The sequence below is a fragment of the Desulfosporosinus acidiphilus SJ4 genome, from assembly GCF_000255115.2.
Classification (GTDB): Bacteria; Bacillota; Desulfitobacteriia; order Desulfitobacteriales; family Desulfitobacteriaceae; genus Desulfosporosinus; species Desulfosporosinus acidiphilus.
Genome location: NC_018068.1, coordinates 4004891 through 4019804, shown reverse-complemented (window position 1 = coordinate 4019804; position 14914 = coordinate 4004891). Strand labels below are relative to the sequence as shown.

Sequence of the window (14914 nt, the reverse complement as noted above, 5' to 3'; positions counted from 1 at the left end):
TATCCAATCGTGAGACTCCCACTTCTATAAGTGGGAGTGGTTCCCGGTCTCTGCTTCGGTGTAGGTAGAGTCCCCCACCGAAGCCCCGATGTTCAGCTTTAGCTGAACGAGTTCACTGTTGCTTTGTTATTGCTTTTGATAGAAAAAGGAGGAAACAGCCTTGAGACCAAGGTTTTTCATCCCAAAGAGGTGTTCCGTGCTGCCGGTAAAAAGGATGCCTCCCGGTCTTAAAGCTTCTGTGAATTTTGTATAAAGCAATTCTTTTGCTTCATCCGTGAAATATATGACCACATTGCGACAGGCAATAAAGTCAAATCCTGACTGGAAACGATCCGTTAAAAGGTTCTGATGTTGGAAGGTGACAAGTCGTTTTACATTTTCCTTGATTTGATACCCTTTGTCAGATGGGGTAAAATATTTTTGCAGAAATTCCGGGGGAGTACTGGCAAAATCATTTTGCTTGTAAAGGCCTTCTTTAGCTTGGTTTAGTACATTGATGTCAATGTCAGTCCCTAAGACGGTGAATTTGGCATTAGGGAAGTATTCAAGGAATGTCATTGCTAAGGAATAGGGCTCTTGTCCGCTCGAACATCCTGCACTCCAAAGTTTTAGCGGGCTTTTGCTTTGAAGAAGCTGTGGTATAATAGAATCTTTAAGGGTTTTCCACTGGTTCGCGTCTCGGAAAAATTGAGAAACGTTAATGGTTAGATGTTTAAAGAAGGCGTCATATAAGACTTGATTCGAATTTAAGGCTTTAAAGAAATCGGGGAAGGTTGTATAGCCGTGGGAATTCATGAAGCTGAGAATTCGACGCTGCATTTGATTTTGCTTATAAAATTTAAGGTCAAGTCCACTTTTGGGATGGAAGGCTTTAATAAAGTCTTCATAGGTATTAGAAATAGATGTTAAAGCCAATAGGGTGACACCTCTCCTCTAAAACTGAAAATTATGAAATGATTTAAGGGTTCTGACATCAAAAACGTAGTAATGAATAAAATTATAAAGCTGATACAACGAAAAGCTAAGCAAAAAGATCAACAATCAATCCGCGAATTTCATCAATCTTGGTCAATACTTCCAGGGGTTTGGCTTGTTGATCGAGAAGTTGCTTTCCTAAATCCTCCAATGCATGGTCGATTTTGGAGATTCGTGCCATGACCTTTGGACGGCCATGAAAATCCCATGAGGAATCCTCCTGCATTTTTCGACTTTGGCCGAAAGTGGAACGCAGAAACGATTTAACCATATCCCGAAAATCTTTTAAGTCACTAATAGAGAGGGATTGAGCCAGTTTTTTGCCTTGGGCTCCAAGACGATCAAGAAAGGTTTGAAGTTCAACTCGTTGGATATTTTGAGTTTGGGATAAGATTCCGCTGAAACCACTCGTGCGCTCTGAGGTGCTTTGTGAGTCAAGAGTTGGAGCGGAGGATTGATTTGCGGTTTCAATACGAATAGACATTGTCATTCTCCTTTAAGAAAGGAATATTTATGGTGCAGACACGCAGAACTTTTTTAAAAACTTTACTGGGGTTAGGGGCGGTCCTATTTCCATGGAGTATCTTTCCGGCTCGCATGGGGGAATTTGTGAAAACGGAGTTGGGGCATCCTTCTGCAGAGCTGCAGTTGCCTCCCGAGATTAAAACTAAGATTAATAAGGAAAGTAATTCAGAGAGCCTTAGGCGGACAGCAATGGACGATATAATTGTTTTATCTGCACCTGTGATGCAAGGGCGTAGAGCAGGATCGGTAGGGGAAGCTAAAGCTTCAGAGTATCTGACGTTACAATTAAGCTTGTTGGGGTTAAAGCCCATGGGAATTCCAAAAGCAGGGTTTGCGCAAGCGTTTACCATACCCCCTGTAACCGAAACCAAGGTTAACGGGCGGCTGACCTTCAGACCCGGAAGGTATAGTGACTTAAGGATTCCAAGTGCTAACCTTGTGGGAGGATTGAGGGGAGAGAAGGAGAGCGAAATAATCCTTATCTCCGCCCATTATGACCATTTGGGTATATTTGAAGGGCATCTCTATCCTGGGGCCAATGATAATGCCTCAGGCGTCGGATGTATCCTTGATGTCATTCGGAGAATTCTTCGTGAAGGAAAGATCCCAAAACGGACGATTGTGATCGCCTTTTGGAGCGCAGAAGAAATGGGATTTGTTGGGTCACAGGCGTTTGTCAATAATCCGCCGTTTCCCCTTCATCAGATCAAAGCGGTATTAAATGTTGATACAGTAGGAAATGGCGTAATGGGCGACTTTGCCCTTTGGGGTAATGGTGAAAATGTCGCTGTTAAGGCTATTCAGCAAGCAGCAGCTATATGTGGGGCGAGTGCCCCAATAACTCCAACTGCCGGACATAACAGCGACTCGGTAAGTTTTGCTGCGGCCGGTATTCCGGCGGTTACGATTATGACACGAGACTGGTTGGATAAAAATCATACACCGGAAGATACTCCGGCCATATTAAAACCGGAACAGATACATTTGGCTTCAGAAATCATCTATGAGGCTGTCCACATTCTGGCATTCTAAGGATTTCCTGTTACCGGAGCGGAATTTGCTGAAGTAGATGAAGCACCAGCGCTGGGTTCGGTAACATCATATTTGGAACGGAGTATGATTAGATCGATCCGACGGTTTCTTGATCGCCCGGCTTCAGTATCATTGGAAGCAATGGGCCGATATTCTCCATAACCTGTTGCGGAGAGGCGCTCAGGGGAAACACCATCATTCTGTAAGATCTGCACGACATTGGTGGCACGGATTACGGAAAGCTCCCAGTTGCTGGGAAATTTCGCTGTGTTAATTGGCAAATTATCCGTATGCCCTTCAACTCTGATTTGGTTAGGGGCAGCCGCCAGAACCGTGGAGATCTTCTCAAGAATATTGCGGGCATAAGGTGTGATATCAGCAGAGCCGCTTTCAAAAAGCAGTGTCTCCTGGATTCTGATCACAAGACCGCGTTCTTCAATAGAAGTAACTAAGGTTGATTGAATGTTATTATCAGAGGCAAATTTGTCTAGCTTAGCTTTAATGGCTTCTATATTCAAGTTGTCAGCATCTGTATTTCCTTGTCCGGTTTTTTGGTTGTTTTTTGTTGTGGAATTGCTAGGCTTGGTAGCGTCAATCTGAGGTGTTTTGGGGGCTACAATATTGGGCCCGGATGGGTTTGTTGACACCTGTATCCTTGAGGAACTGCCTCCGCTCAAAGCCGAATTCAAAGCCGCGGCGACTGCCTGAAACTTCTGTGCATCAACTTGGCTCATGGAATAGAGAACGACAAAGAAAATCATAAGTAACGTAATGAGGTCAGAATAGGTAAGTAGCCAACGTTCCCCGTTCTCCTTTTCTGCTTCATGTTGGCGTTTTCTACTCATCGGCTTTCACTTACTGCAGGACGGCCCGGAGCCCCTGCACCTTCGTCAGAATTCTCCTCAGTGAGAAGCATAGAGCCGACGTGGGTTTTCAATTTCTCTTTTAAAATAGACGGATTGTCGCCGGCCTGAATCGAGAGGATACCGTCTCGAACCATTTCCATTGCGGCAACTTCTGCTTTGTCTTTCATTTTAAGCTTAGTAGCAATGGGAAGCCAGAGAAGGTTAGCGGAGGAAACACCATAGAGTGTTGCGATAAAAGCAGAAGCGATTGATTCGGAAAGCGAGGAAGGATCGGTAAGATTCCCCAACACCCTGACGAGACCCATGACTGTTCCGATAATTCCCATAGTTGGTGCGTATCCGCCAGCGGCCTCAAATACGGAAATACCAATCTTGTGACGTTTCTCAAGGACTGCAATATTAGATTCCAAGATTTCCTCAGTGATCTCGGGGTCAGTTCCGTCAATAACAAGCTGCAGTCCTTGACGAGTAAAACGATCATCAACGGTCGAGAGTTCTTGTTCGAGACTGAGCAATCCCTCGCGACGGGCTTTCTCTGCGAAACGCACAAGGGCTTCATAGGCCTCAGCAGTACCAAACGTTTGGGAGGTAAAAGCAACCTTTAACCAGTAAGGCGCGTTTCTAAGATCCGAAAGCGAAAAACTTGTCAGCACCGCCCCGGCAGTTCCCCCGAAAACAATCATGGCAGCAGAAAACTGAAAAAGGGAACCTAGAGAACCGCCTTCTAAAAGATATCCGATGACTAGTGCGCCAATACCGGCGATGACTCCAATTATAGTTGATAAATCCATTTTTCTTGCCACGTACTCCTTTATACTTAGCAATGTAGAGACAAGATTAATCGTGATGGGTAAGCTTGAATAACCAGAGCCGTCCTAATTGCTTTTTATAAAGGGCTGCGACATACCTCCCTTTGCGTTTTTTATGTTTTAAGCGCATAAACTTATCTTATACTATCAGGAAAAGACAAAACCTTTCCCTATATCTATATCGACAAAATCCTCTCTAAACTTTAGCCCCACTATTTAGCAAGAACCAAATTTATAAATTTCAGCAAATTGATTACAGTGAAAGTTTTTCTCAAGTTTTAAACAGTTGTTTTCGATAAGTAAAGTAAGAATATCTATCTTGGAGTGAAGGAAATGAAGATTGACCCAACATTTATGTCGCTAGTGAGCAATGTTCAAGCAGCTAATCGCTTGAAGCAGGTCACGAACAATAGATCTACCAACCCAACAGACGACGTCGCTGTTTCAGACAAAGCTCAAGCGTTTCAGACTCTTTTGCAGAAAGCGATAGGCACTCCCGACATTCGGCAGGATCGCGTCCAAGCGCTATCGCAGCAAATTGAACGCGGCGAGTTTAAAGTGGATGCCAAAAAAATAGCGGAGAAATTACTTCCGCCTAATTTCTAGGAGCGCATATGCGAGGAGGAGAATTCCGTGTCTAAAGCACTTCAGAATTTGGAGGAAAACTTAAAACAGCAAGTTGCCTATTTCGAAGAGCTCAAAGTTTTAGAAAAGAATAAGCAAAAAGCCTTAATCGAAAATGATATTTGCAAAATTGATGAATTTACGGCCCGGGAGGAACGACTTCTTCTCCTGACTAATCGGTTGGAAGAAGACCGTCTCTTGTTTACTCAACAAATTGCCGCTGAATTAGGTCAGGAGACTAAGGACCTCACTCTGGCGGTGCTCGCAGATTGGTTTCCCGCCTTACAGGAAGTGCGCCTGGAGCTGGAACAAGAAGTAAGAGAGCTGCAAAATATTCATCGTCTTAATACCCAACTTTTAAAGCAAGCCATGAGAATAGTTGAGTTTACTGTTGGTTTGTTCACATATAAGGAAAGTCACGTATATTCGCATCCGCAGCGCAAAGATCTGGATGCCAACAAAGTGCTGCATCTCTTGGATAGGAGGATTTAACGCATGACTTCTACTTTTTTCGGCTTGGAAATAGGGCGCAGAGCGTTGAATGCACAGCAAGGTGCCTTAGATGTTACGGCCCATAACGTTTCTAATGCCAATACAACCGGATATTCGCGACAGATTGCCAATTTAACGGCAACCACCCCCTATACAATTCAAGCCCCAGGCAGGGAGGAGAGCTTAGGTTCCGGTGTAGCAATGGATACAGTGACACGTGCTCGGGACAAGTTTGTGGATCTGCAGCTTCGTAATGAAACCTCAAAACAGCAATATTGGACAAATCGGGAAACAAATTTGACCAGTATTCAAAGTGCTATGAATGAAGCTTCAAGTTCGGGTTCGGGTTCGGGTTTAAGTTCAGATATGAACAGTTTTTGGTCTGCGTGGAGTGATCTTTCTTCAGATCCTCAAAATTCCGGATCTCGTGCCGTTGTTCAGGAAACGGCTGTAACTCTGACAGATACTTTCCATTCTATTTATAATCAACTCAAAACAGAGCAAAGTAACATTGATACGGACATCCAAGATCAAGTGGGCCAGATTAACACCTATGCCAAGCAGATTGCTGCCCTCACACAGCAAATCCAGGAAGCACAAAGTACGGGTGACAATCCGAATGACCTCATGGACAACCGAGATAATCTTATAGACAATTTATCTAAAATTGTATCCGTTAACGTGAAAGAATCAACGGACAGCGCTAATCCGAAGGTAACAGATTTTGAATTGGATATTGGAAGTGGTTCACAAGTACTTGTTAGTAATGATAAGGCATATCAGTTAAAGACTTCATCAAGTGTGCCAACAAACACTTCAACAGACAATCCATCCATCGGAGGGAATTCTTTCACCAATATTACGTGGGATGCTTCTTATTATCTTCCGGATGGAACGTCGTCTTTAATTGGTTCTTCTGATCCCGGTTATGCTCAGGCGGGTACCTCTCCTAGCCTGGGGGCACAAACAGGTACTCTTCAATCAGATATCGATATCCGCAACACTGACCTGCCAACTTTAGTAGGAAAGTATAATAGCTTAGCTAGCGGAATAGTTTCGGCTGTTAATGCTATTTATACTCAGGCGGGGACGCCGACACCAACTGATAATTTTTTTGATAGTACTGGTACTACTGCCAGCACCATAGCTTTGGAAAGCGGTGGAAGTTACCCGGTTGACCCCTCTTCAGACACTAATATTAATAATATTGTAGCAGGGATTTCGGGTTCAGGCGATGGTACTGTCGCTTCTGAAATTGCCAATTTAGCGACAGGGTGGCCCATGATGCCCGCAAGCAGTGGTGTTAACCTTTCTTCCCTGCAATCTACTTATGGAACTTCCTTAGGGAGTTATTATGATGCTGCTGTTTCCGGATTTGGGGTAAAAGTTCAAGAAGCATCCGGAATGAAAAACGGAGAGGATGCTTTGGTTACTAATCTGACGAATCAGAGAGATGCAGTATCAGGTGTATCGATTGATGAAGAAATGACCAATATGATCCAATATCAAAAGAGTTATACCGCAGCTGCAAGGGTGGTTACGACCATAGACGATATGCTTAACACTATTGTGACGGGCTTAGGAATAACGAGATAAGATAAGTAAGGTTCTGTAATTGAGTAGTAAAAAATCACTTGTCAGAGGATAATAAAAAATCCTAGCGCTTAAAAGGAGGGAGCATTTTGCGAGTAACCAGTGGTATGATGTCAAGAAATTTTCTTCAAAATCTCAATGGATCTCAAGAAAATTTATTAATTTTACAAAATCAGCTGTCTTCAGGACTTCGTATTCTAGAACCCTCGGATGATCCGTCAGGGGCAAACAAGGTATTAGGGTACAAAACTAGTTTGTCTATGCTTACACAAACTCAGACCAATGTGACCCAAGCTTCGTCATTCATGGGCACGACGGATTCAACCTTGTCCGACGTACAGTCAATGCTTCAACGAGCCTATGAACTGGCTGTACAAGGTGCTAATGATACTAACTCATCAACTTCCCGGGAGGATATCGCCACAGAAGTAGATCAAATAACAAAGCAGATCGGAACTCTTGCTAATACAAAATTTGGCGATAGATATATTTTTAATGGTACTGCGACGGACCAATTGCCGGTTGATTCTACAGGTACACACTTTTCTGCTTCTTACAATCCGATCCAATTAGATATTGGCAATGGATCCATGGTCAATATCTCAGTTAATGGGAAGGGAGTATTTGAGACATCTTCCAGTACGCCCAACGGATTGCTCTCCAGTACTGCGTATGATCCATCGAGTGGTACTGCTCCCACTACTGGTCAAACAGGCATTTTGGATACTTTGAGCTATGAATTAAGGTTCGGTGACTCTTCTTCTATCTCTGCTACCGTCGACAAGATTTCCGCTTGTCTTGATAATATTTCAAACGTTCGTGCTGCCTTAGGTGCTAATGTGAATCGAGTAACAGCGATATCGAACCAACTGGATACTTCAAAAAATAATTTAACGTCGGACATCTCTACCACACAGAACATAGATATGGCGGGAGCTATCTCTGATTTCCAATCCCAACAAAATACCTTTGAGGCCGCCCTGTCTGTTGGGGCCAAGATTATTCCGCCGTCATTAGTTGATTTTCTCAAATAAAAGTTGTAATACGAGACTGAGGTGATCAAAATATGATTGATCTTCGAATCCAACAACAATTTGGAACAATTGGGCTCGATATTACTCCTTTTCATTATGACCTGAGTATTACGCATGCGGATTTGGAGATTCAACAGAAGCCAGCGGAAATTTCCCTGCAACAACCGGCAGCGACTTTGGAAATTGATAATACCCCAGCGCGAGAATCGCTGGGGTATTATGGTATCGCGGCACAAAAGCAGGTGAATGACCAAGAGGCAAAAGAGGCGTGTGATAAGGGGATATCCCGTATTGTCTCCGAAGGGGATCAATTTAGGGATCTAAGTAATAAAGCATCGGTGGCGAAGATAGTTACCAAAGATGATGAGCCGCAGCAAAAGAAGATTCAAATTGCCTGCATTCGGCCGATTCAGATAACGGTGACCGAGAATCCAGTTGAATGTCAGGTAGAGACAGGCGGAGTATCGGTCTCTGCGACTATGGGAACTATACAAGGAGAATTGCAATATGGGTCTGCTCATGCTTATATGGAACAGAATCCCTATATACAGTTCTATACAGTAGGCTCCATCTACGATGGAAGTAAGTAATAAATTCCCTATTGGGAAAGGCTTAAGTGGAGGTCTAAGAAATGAATAATAATGTCTACTATTTTGCCCAAGGTTTGCCAGGTTTTGAAGACTTAAGAAGGTTCCGCCTTGTTGAGGAGGAAGGAGTTCCCTTTGCTCGACTGATTTCTGTTGAGGAAGAAAGAATTGGATTTATCCTCATTCGACCAGCACTGCTATTCCCTGATTACGGTGTGGAAGTTGATGATAAAAGTGCAGAGACCTTGAAGCTTAATCCGGCGGCAAACGAGGCAGGAAGCGCTAACACTAACTTAGATGAAAAACAAAATATCAATGTAGATATTTGGGCAATAGTAACCATGAATAAAGAGGATTTCGCACAGAACACGGTTAATTTAAGGGCCCCAATACTGTTAAATAATATTCACAAGGTAGGGATTCAGCTTATCTTGATGGATGAAAAATATCTCACCAAGCAACCGCTGATTAAGGATAAGTCATTTAGTCAGGAACAGGAAGGAGCGGTTGGTTAAATGCTGGTTCTTACACGAAAACTGAATGAGACGATAAAAATTGGCGATGACATTGAAATCACGGTTGTGGCGATATCTGGAGATACTGTGCGAATCGGAATTGAAGCGCCACGGGAAGTTCGGGTTCTAAGAAGTGAGGTTTACGGAGAGATTCAGAGACAGAACCGCGAAGCGGTGACTGGGGAAGAATTTAGCCAGGCACTTAAAATTTTAAAAGATTTTAAAATCATTAAAAAAGAAAATAGTTAAGAAGAAAATTATGTATTAATAGTTCATATTTCTATTTCTATTCTGGAAGAAGGATAATTAAGATGTCTAATGATTCATTTCCCCAATTGAATATAGGAATCATAAAACCAATAGGTGTTATTGTACCATTTGTTATTGATGGTTATATACATGCTTTTCGTGAATTAAACCATAAGGAGTTATGATAAAATATACAGTGCTCCAGACTTTGTTTTGGCTTATGGATTCATGACTCAGGGAAAAGATAATCAATATGTTTTCAGGCAAAATCAAGATTCATTGGTTTCTTTATGTTATGACAACCCCATATCCCAGAGATCAAATTCCCTAGCTTTTGTCGGAAGCTTATAATGAAAAATTTGAGTTTCCCAACCCTGTAATTAATCAATTTATACATGAAGTTATTTAAATTAAATCACATCACATCAATTGGAACTTCCGGTCTTAGCAATTTACCAACAAGAATTGATAGTAAAGTTAAAAGGTAGATATGGAACAGAAGAACAACAAAATTGAAAAAGAGGAAACCAAGTATGAAGGAACATTAAATTTTAATCTCGCTATATTAATCCCACCTAGTTGCAAAGTTATTTTAGAAATCGATTGTTTCTGCTTAAGATATTTGTTTCTTTGACATTAAAAGTTCACAACGCATGTTGGATTCAAAAGACTATAGAGGTGATAACTTTAGTGATAACTATAAGCTTGTGTATGATCGTCAAAAATGAGGAAAGATTAATTAAACGTTGCCTGGAATGTGTAAAAGATTTTGTCGATGAGATTATCATTGTCGATACCGGTTCAACCGATAGAACTAAGGAAATAGCAGGTGATTATACCTCAAGGATATACGATTTCGAATGGATAGACGATTTTGCTGCCGCAAGAAACTTCTGTTTTTCCAAGGCTACTATGGATTATATTTACAATGCCGATGCCGACGAAGTTATTGACAAAGAAAATATTGAAAAATTCTTTTTTTTAAAAAATACTCTTAACCCCGATGTTGACATAGTAGAGATGCAATATACCAATCAATTAGAAAAGGGCAGTACGTATAATTTTGACACTGAGAATCGACCCAAACTATTTAAAAGGCTAAGGACTTTTCGCTGGATTGATCCGATTCATGAAGTCATTAATTGTAGTAATAATGTTATAACCAGTGATATTAAAATAATTCATAAACCTGAGGATAGTCACTCTCAAAGAGATCTTTCTATATTTATCAAATGTACGGGTAATGGTCAGGTATTAAATTCAAGATTGCATATGATGTACGCCAGGGAATTATTTATTTGCGGTAATGATGAGGACTTTTATAAGGCTTTTGCTTATTTTAATATGTCTTTAATGTCGGATAGTTTGAAGCCCGAGGATAAAAGACTGTCTTGCTGTGTTTTGGCTAGGTATTATCACTTGAAATCAGATGTTCATAACTTCTTTAAGGTGATAACCAAAACCTTGAATGGAATTGTTAGCTCGGAGTTATGTTGTGAATTAGGCAGTTATTACATGACTTTGGAGGATTACGAAGAAGCTTTATATTGGTATTATTTGGCTTCTAGTTCTGCAAGCGCAGATTTGAACATTGATTATATGAACTTTATACCAAATGTTCAAATGTGTCAGTGTTTTATTAAATTAGGGAATTTAACGGAGGCATTACAGCATAATACATTAGCGGGATTTTATAAACCTAATCATCCGGCTGTTTTAGCGAATATGCAGAATTTAAACAAGTTATCTTAAACAAGCCCACCGAAGAGGTAGGTTTGTTTGTTTTAAATAACCACTTGGGTTTTCTTATTAGTGTAACTAAGCCTGTTATCCAACCAAGATAAAATGAAAAGAATACGGGACAATTAATAGTTAGCGAAAAGTTAAGAAAAACGGAGATAATTTAAATTTATACTAATATTTTAGCCTAAAACACCCTTTATAAAGCACTGGGATTATCCGATAAATTAAATGTAACTGCTTTACTTTAGTCGACGAGGAAGCGGAAGATTAAATTCTCACACGGATGTGAGAAAATCAAATTCATGGAGGGAAAAACAATGTTTATTAATTCTAACATGGGCAGCTTGACTGCACAAAACAATTTAAACAGAACTGAGAACGCACTTCAAAGCTCACTTGCAAAGCTGTCTTCAGGCTATCGTATCAACTCGGCTGCTGACGATGCTGCAGGCTTAGCTATTTCTCAAAAGATGCAAGCTCAAATCAATGGTTTGAATCAAGCCAACAGAAACGCGCAGGACGGGATTTCTCTTATTCAAACTGCTGAAGGTGCCATGGGCCAAACTCAAGCGATTCTTCAACGGATGAGAGAACTTGCAGTACAGTCCGCCAATGACACGAACACAACTACAGACCGTGGTCAAATCGCCCTTGAAGTAAAAGCTCTGCAATCTGAAATTACCAGAATTGCTTCTACAACGCAATTCAACACTAAAAATTTGCTCACAGGAAGTTTGTCTAGCGCTAAACTCCAAATAGGGTCTAATAGTGGTCAAACTATTACGGTCGCAATATCCAATATGTCTGCAACTGCACTGTCGGTAGCTGCAGCTACGGTTTCAGTCTCTTCTCAAACCGGTGCCAGCGGTGCAATTGGAGCAATCAGTAAAGCAATTGACACTGTTTCTTCAGCTCGGGCAAAACTTGGGGCATTACAAAATCGTCTCAACTATACAATGAACAACTTGACAACAGCATCACAAAATTTAACTGCTGCTAATTCTCAAATTACAAACGTAGATATGGCTGCTGAAATGTCCAGCTTTACTCAAAACCAAGTTCTGGCTCAAGCCGGAACCGCTATGTTGGCTCAGGCAAACCAAACCCCTCAAACGATTCTCAAACTTTTACAATAGTATCTCAAAATACAAGTCTTTTTCAAGAGAGCCGGTCGGCGGTCAGCCGGTCGGCCTCTTTTGTTTAAGATTAAAATTGTTTCACAGAGTTTGAGTAGGAGGGACTAACGTGGTTAATCCGATCCAGCCCAATAATGAGGTTATAGTTGCGCCTGTAGAAGTGTTTCCTGGACAGAAGTCTGATAATACACAGGAAGTATTAGTGCCTATTGTCGATCGAAAGCAAGAGGTCCCGTCAGCTCGCGAAGAAATTCCGCGAGAAAGTATCGAAAAAACGGCGGAAAAGCTTAATCGTATGATGGGGATTATTGATAAGAATATGAAATTTGTCATTGATGAGAAGACTCATAAAGTTTCAGTAAAGGTTGTAAACAGCAAAACAGGCGAAATCCTGGGAGAGGTGCCACCCGAGAGTATTATGGACTTATTGGGATCTTTCACTAATTTGGCGGGTTTGCTGCTTAATCAATACACTTAGAAAGGATGTGATTGCAATGTCTGTTAGTTCAACTTCGACTTCAACTGCGTTAACAGGTTTGTCTGGGTATGATTTTTCCGGTGTAATATCGGCAATGATGCAAAATTATGATCTTCCAGAAACTCAAATGCAAACCCAAGAAAGTACTCTGCAATCTCAGCAATCTGCCTGGCAGGCTATAAACACCAGCTTATCCGCCTTGAACGATACTATCACGGCACTGCAGTCTGCTGATACTTGGGATGCCACAACCGCTACATCCAGCAATACAAGCGCAGTGACGGCAACCGGAGGAAGCGGAGCCATGGCGGGTAATTATACCGTCAATGTAACTCAAACTGCCAAAGCAGAGAATGTTGTCACCAAGGTTATGCAAAATACTAATTTGTCAAGCAATAACTGGAGTTTTCAGATAGGTGTCGGTACCAATCCCCTTCAAAATGTTACTATTAGCAGTCAGACACCCACTTTAACCGATATTGTCAATGCAATCAACAGTGCACAAGCGGGAGTAACCGCAACCCTTATTCAGATTGATTCAAACAATGATTACCGAATTTCAATCACAGCTAATCAGACCGGGGCGAACAATTATGTCAAATTTTCCGACCCTAATGGTGCAATATCCAACTTAGGCATAACCCTTGATTCTACCACCGGACAGGTTGCTGCTTCGGATGATTTTACGGGAAATCTAAGCGCAATGACTTCTGCTCAAGGAGGAATAACCCAAGATTCACAGGATGCTAGCTTTACGATGAATGGTATCAGCATTTCTAGTGCATCGAATACTGTAACTTCGGCAATTCAGGGTGTAACTTTAAACTTGCTTGCCGGAGGCAGTTCAACAGTGTCCGTAGCTGCGGATTCTTCGGTAGCTCAGAAAGCAGTGCAATCTTTCGTGGATGCCTATAATTCTACTCAAAGTTTAATTGCCAGTGATCTCAATTATGACACAACGACTAAGACTGCGGGGGCTTTATTCGGGGATGCCCAGCTTGAAGATATTCAGTCACGGCTTAGACAAATGATGGGCAGTACATTTTTAAATCAAACGTCTCCTGACAATCTTTTAAGCACAGTTGGTATTTCAACCTCAAGTGATAATTTTGGGGAAAGTGCAGCTTTGACCTTTGATACGTCAAAATTCGCACAAGCCTATGCTGCTAATCCTCAAAGTGTGGCAAATCTTTTTAGTGCTCCTTATAACGGAGTAACACCATCGAATGGCCTGGGTGGGACTGCTATTCAAGGGCTGGGGAATACCCTGTCTGCCTATCTCAATCCGTTAATTGAATACGGCGGAACTCTATCTGAAATAAATACCAATTATTCTAACCAGATTTCGAATCTTGAGACTCAGATCAGCGATTTTCAAGAGCAATCAACCAACTATCAAAACATGTTAAATGCCAAGTTTACAAATTTAGAGACTATATTATCTAAGTTGAATTCCCAAGGAACTTGGTTGACAAACCAGATCAATTCATTGCCAAGTTATAGTTCATCAAGCAGTTCTAAATAATTCACTTAAACTCGAAGGAGGATCGCTCTATCATGCATAGTACATCAACCAATCCTTATAGTGCCTATAGACAAACCTCGGTGGCAACTGCTTCTCCGGATAAATTATTATTAATGCTATTTGATGGAGCGATTCGTTTCCTTATTCAGGCCCGCGTTGCTATGGAAGAAAAAAATCATGAAGCAACGAACAAGTGGCTGCAGAAACTTCAAGATATTTTTATGGAACTAAATTTGTCGCTGGATATGAAACAAGGGGAAGTCTCTGTAAATTTAAGGAAGCTTTATGAATTCTATCAGAACGAAGTGCTCATGGCGAATGTCGAAAAAAGTGTTGAACGTCTTCAACCGGTCGAAGATTTTTTGAGAAGTTTTCGAGAAACGTGGGCAGAGGCCGCAAGGATAGTGAATCAACAACATAACGAACTGGGGAAAAGATAATAATGCGAAAGATTAAAAATTCTGCGCATAATGCAGAATTATTTCTTACTCTAGATTATATTCGTGAACTATTTATACGGAATGAGGATAGTCAGGCTCTCCAAGAGATCGAGCACGTTTTGCAGGGACTGGAGAATATTGCCCAAAAAAAGTCTGCTCTAATGCAAAAGACCTTCCAGCAATTACTGATACAATCTATAAAATGTTTGGAAACAAAAGATTATGTTCGGCTTACCGACATATTGATCTATGAAATAAAACCATTATTAATGACTAACGAGGTTGATTGAT

General features: G+C 41.3%; 18 protein-coding genes. 14 read left to right on the top strand and 4 right to left on the bottom strand.

The features are described from left to right. Positions 1-126: 126 nt before the first annotated feature. Together DESACI_RS18465 and DESACI_RS18460 are read right to left on the bottom strand one after the other, a co-directional pair. On the bottom strand, positions 127-915 hold the full coding sequence (locus tag DESACI_RS18465; protein WP_014828733.1) for a CheR family methyltransferase: 789 nt from the start codon (positions 913-915) through the stop codon (positions 127-129). A gap of 106 nt (positions 916-1021) precedes the next feature. Next, positions 1022-1459, bottom strand: a complete 438-nt coding sequence (locus tag DESACI_RS18460) for a YaaR family protein (RefSeq protein WP_014828732.1) — start codon at positions 1457-1459, stop codon at positions 1022-1024. 32 nt (positions 1460-1491) lie between these two features. Between DESACI_RS18460 and DESACI_RS18455 the strand changes: the two genes are divergently transcribed. Then, positions 1492-2532: a M28 family metallopeptidase gene (locus DESACI_RS18455; RefSeq protein WP_041276615.1), complete on the top strand. Its 1041-nt coding sequence runs from the start codon at positions 1492-1494 to the stop codon at positions 2530-2532. Here DESACI_RS18455 and DESACI_RS18450 read toward each other — a convergent pair. After that, the gene (locus DESACI_RS18450) at positions 2529-3377 is read right to left on the bottom strand and encodes a flagellar motor protein MotB (protein WP_014828730.1); all 849 of its coding nucleotides are present in this window, start codon (positions 3375-3377) and stop codon (positions 2529-2531) included. The two genes, DESACI_RS18455 and DESACI_RS18450, sit on opposite strands and share 4 nt — an antisense overlap. After that, positions 3374-4189: a flagellar motor protein gene (locus DESACI_RS18445; RefSeq protein ID WP_014828729.1), complete on the bottom strand. Its 816-nt coding sequence runs from the start codon at positions 4187-4189 to the stop codon at positions 3374-3376. The genes DESACI_RS18450 and DESACI_RS18445 overlap by 4 nt, the downstream gene beginning before the upstream one ends. Before the next feature lie 351 nt (positions 4190-4540). On the opposite strand from DESACI_RS18445, the gene flgM reads away from it, so the two are divergent. The 13 genes from flgM (at position 4541) to DESACI_RS18380 (ending at position 14913) form a co-directional block, all read left to right on the top strand. Beyond that, a complete protein-coding gene (gene flgM, locus DESACI_RS18440; RefSeq protein WP_014828728.1) occupies positions 4541-4813 on the top strand; it encodes a flagellar biosynthesis anti-sigma factor FlgM in 273 nt (90 codons plus the stop codon). A 27-nt stretch (positions 4814-4840) separates the two neighbouring features. Then, a complete protein-coding gene (flgN, locus tag DESACI_RS18435) occupies positions 4841-5323 on the top strand; it encodes a flagellar export chaperone FlgN (RefSeq protein ID WP_014828727.1) in 483 nt (160 codons plus the stop codon). A gap of 3 nt (positions 5324-5326) precedes the next feature. Further along, complete coding sequence (flgK, locus tag DESACI_RS18430) at positions 5327-6919, top strand: flagellar hook-associated protein FlgK (RefSeq protein ID WP_014828726.1); 1593 nt, start codon at positions 5327-5329, stop codon at positions 6917-6919. A gap of 86 nt (positions 6920-7005) precedes the next feature. Beyond that, complete coding sequence (gene flgL / locus DESACI_RS18425) at positions 7006-7950, top strand: flagellar hook-associated protein FlgL (protein WP_014828725.1); 945 nt, start codon at positions 7006-7008, stop codon at positions 7948-7950. Between the two features lie 32 nt (positions 7951-7982). Further along, positions 7983-8540 carry a DUF6470 family protein gene (locus DESACI_RS18420; RefSeq protein ID WP_014828724.1) on the top strand — a complete coding sequence of 186 codons (558 nt, stop codon included), beginning with the start codon at positions 7983-7985 and terminating at the stop codon, positions 8538-8540. 41 nt (positions 8541-8581) lie between these two features. Continuing rightward, positions 8582-9052, top strand: a complete 471-nt coding sequence (locus DESACI_RS18415; RefSeq protein WP_014828723.1) for a flagellar assembly protein FliW — start codon at positions 8582-8584, stop codon at positions 9050-9052. Further along, the gene (gene csrA / locus DESACI_RS18410) at positions 9053-9301 is read left to right on the top strand and encodes a carbon storage regulator CsrA (protein ID WP_014828722.1); all 249 of its coding nucleotides are present in this window, start codon (positions 9053-9055) and stop codon (positions 9299-9301) included. A 711-nt stretch (positions 9302-10012) separates the two neighbouring features. After that, positions 10013-11053 carry a glycosyltransferase family 2 protein gene (locus DESACI_RS18405; RefSeq protein WP_049804079.1) on the top strand — a complete coding sequence of 347 codons (1041 nt, stop codon included), beginning with the start codon at positions 10013-10015 and terminating at the stop codon, positions 11051-11053. 308 nt (positions 11054-11361) lie between these two features. Beyond that, positions 11362-12180, top strand: coding sequence for a flagellin N-terminal helical domain-containing protein (locus DESACI_RS18400; RefSeq protein ID WP_014828719.1), 819 nt, complete (start codon positions 11362-11364; stop codon positions 12178-12180). A gap of 109 nt (positions 12181-12289) precedes the next feature. Beyond that, the gene (locus DESACI_RS18395; RefSeq protein WP_014828718.1) at positions 12290-12658 is read left to right on the top strand and encodes a flagellar protein FlaG; all 369 of its coding nucleotides are present in this window, start codon (positions 12290-12292) and stop codon (positions 12656-12658) included. Between the two features lie 16 nt (positions 12659-12674). Beyond that, a complete protein-coding gene (fliD, locus tag DESACI_RS18390; protein WP_014828717.1) occupies positions 12675-14183 on the top strand; it encodes a flagellar filament capping protein FliD in 1509 nt (502 codons plus the stop codon). A gap of 32 nt (positions 14184-14215) precedes the next feature. Continuing rightward, on the top strand, positions 14216-14623 hold the full coding sequence (fliS, locus tag DESACI_RS18385; RefSeq protein WP_014828716.1) for a flagellar export chaperone FliS: 408 nt from the start codon (positions 14216-14218) through the stop codon (positions 14621-14623). A gap of 2 nt (positions 14624-14625) precedes the next feature. Then, positions 14626-14913, top strand: a complete 288-nt coding sequence (locus DESACI_RS18380) for a hypothetical protein (protein ID WP_014828715.1) — start codon at positions 14626-14628, stop codon at positions 14911-14913. Position 14914: the final 1 nt, after the last annotated feature.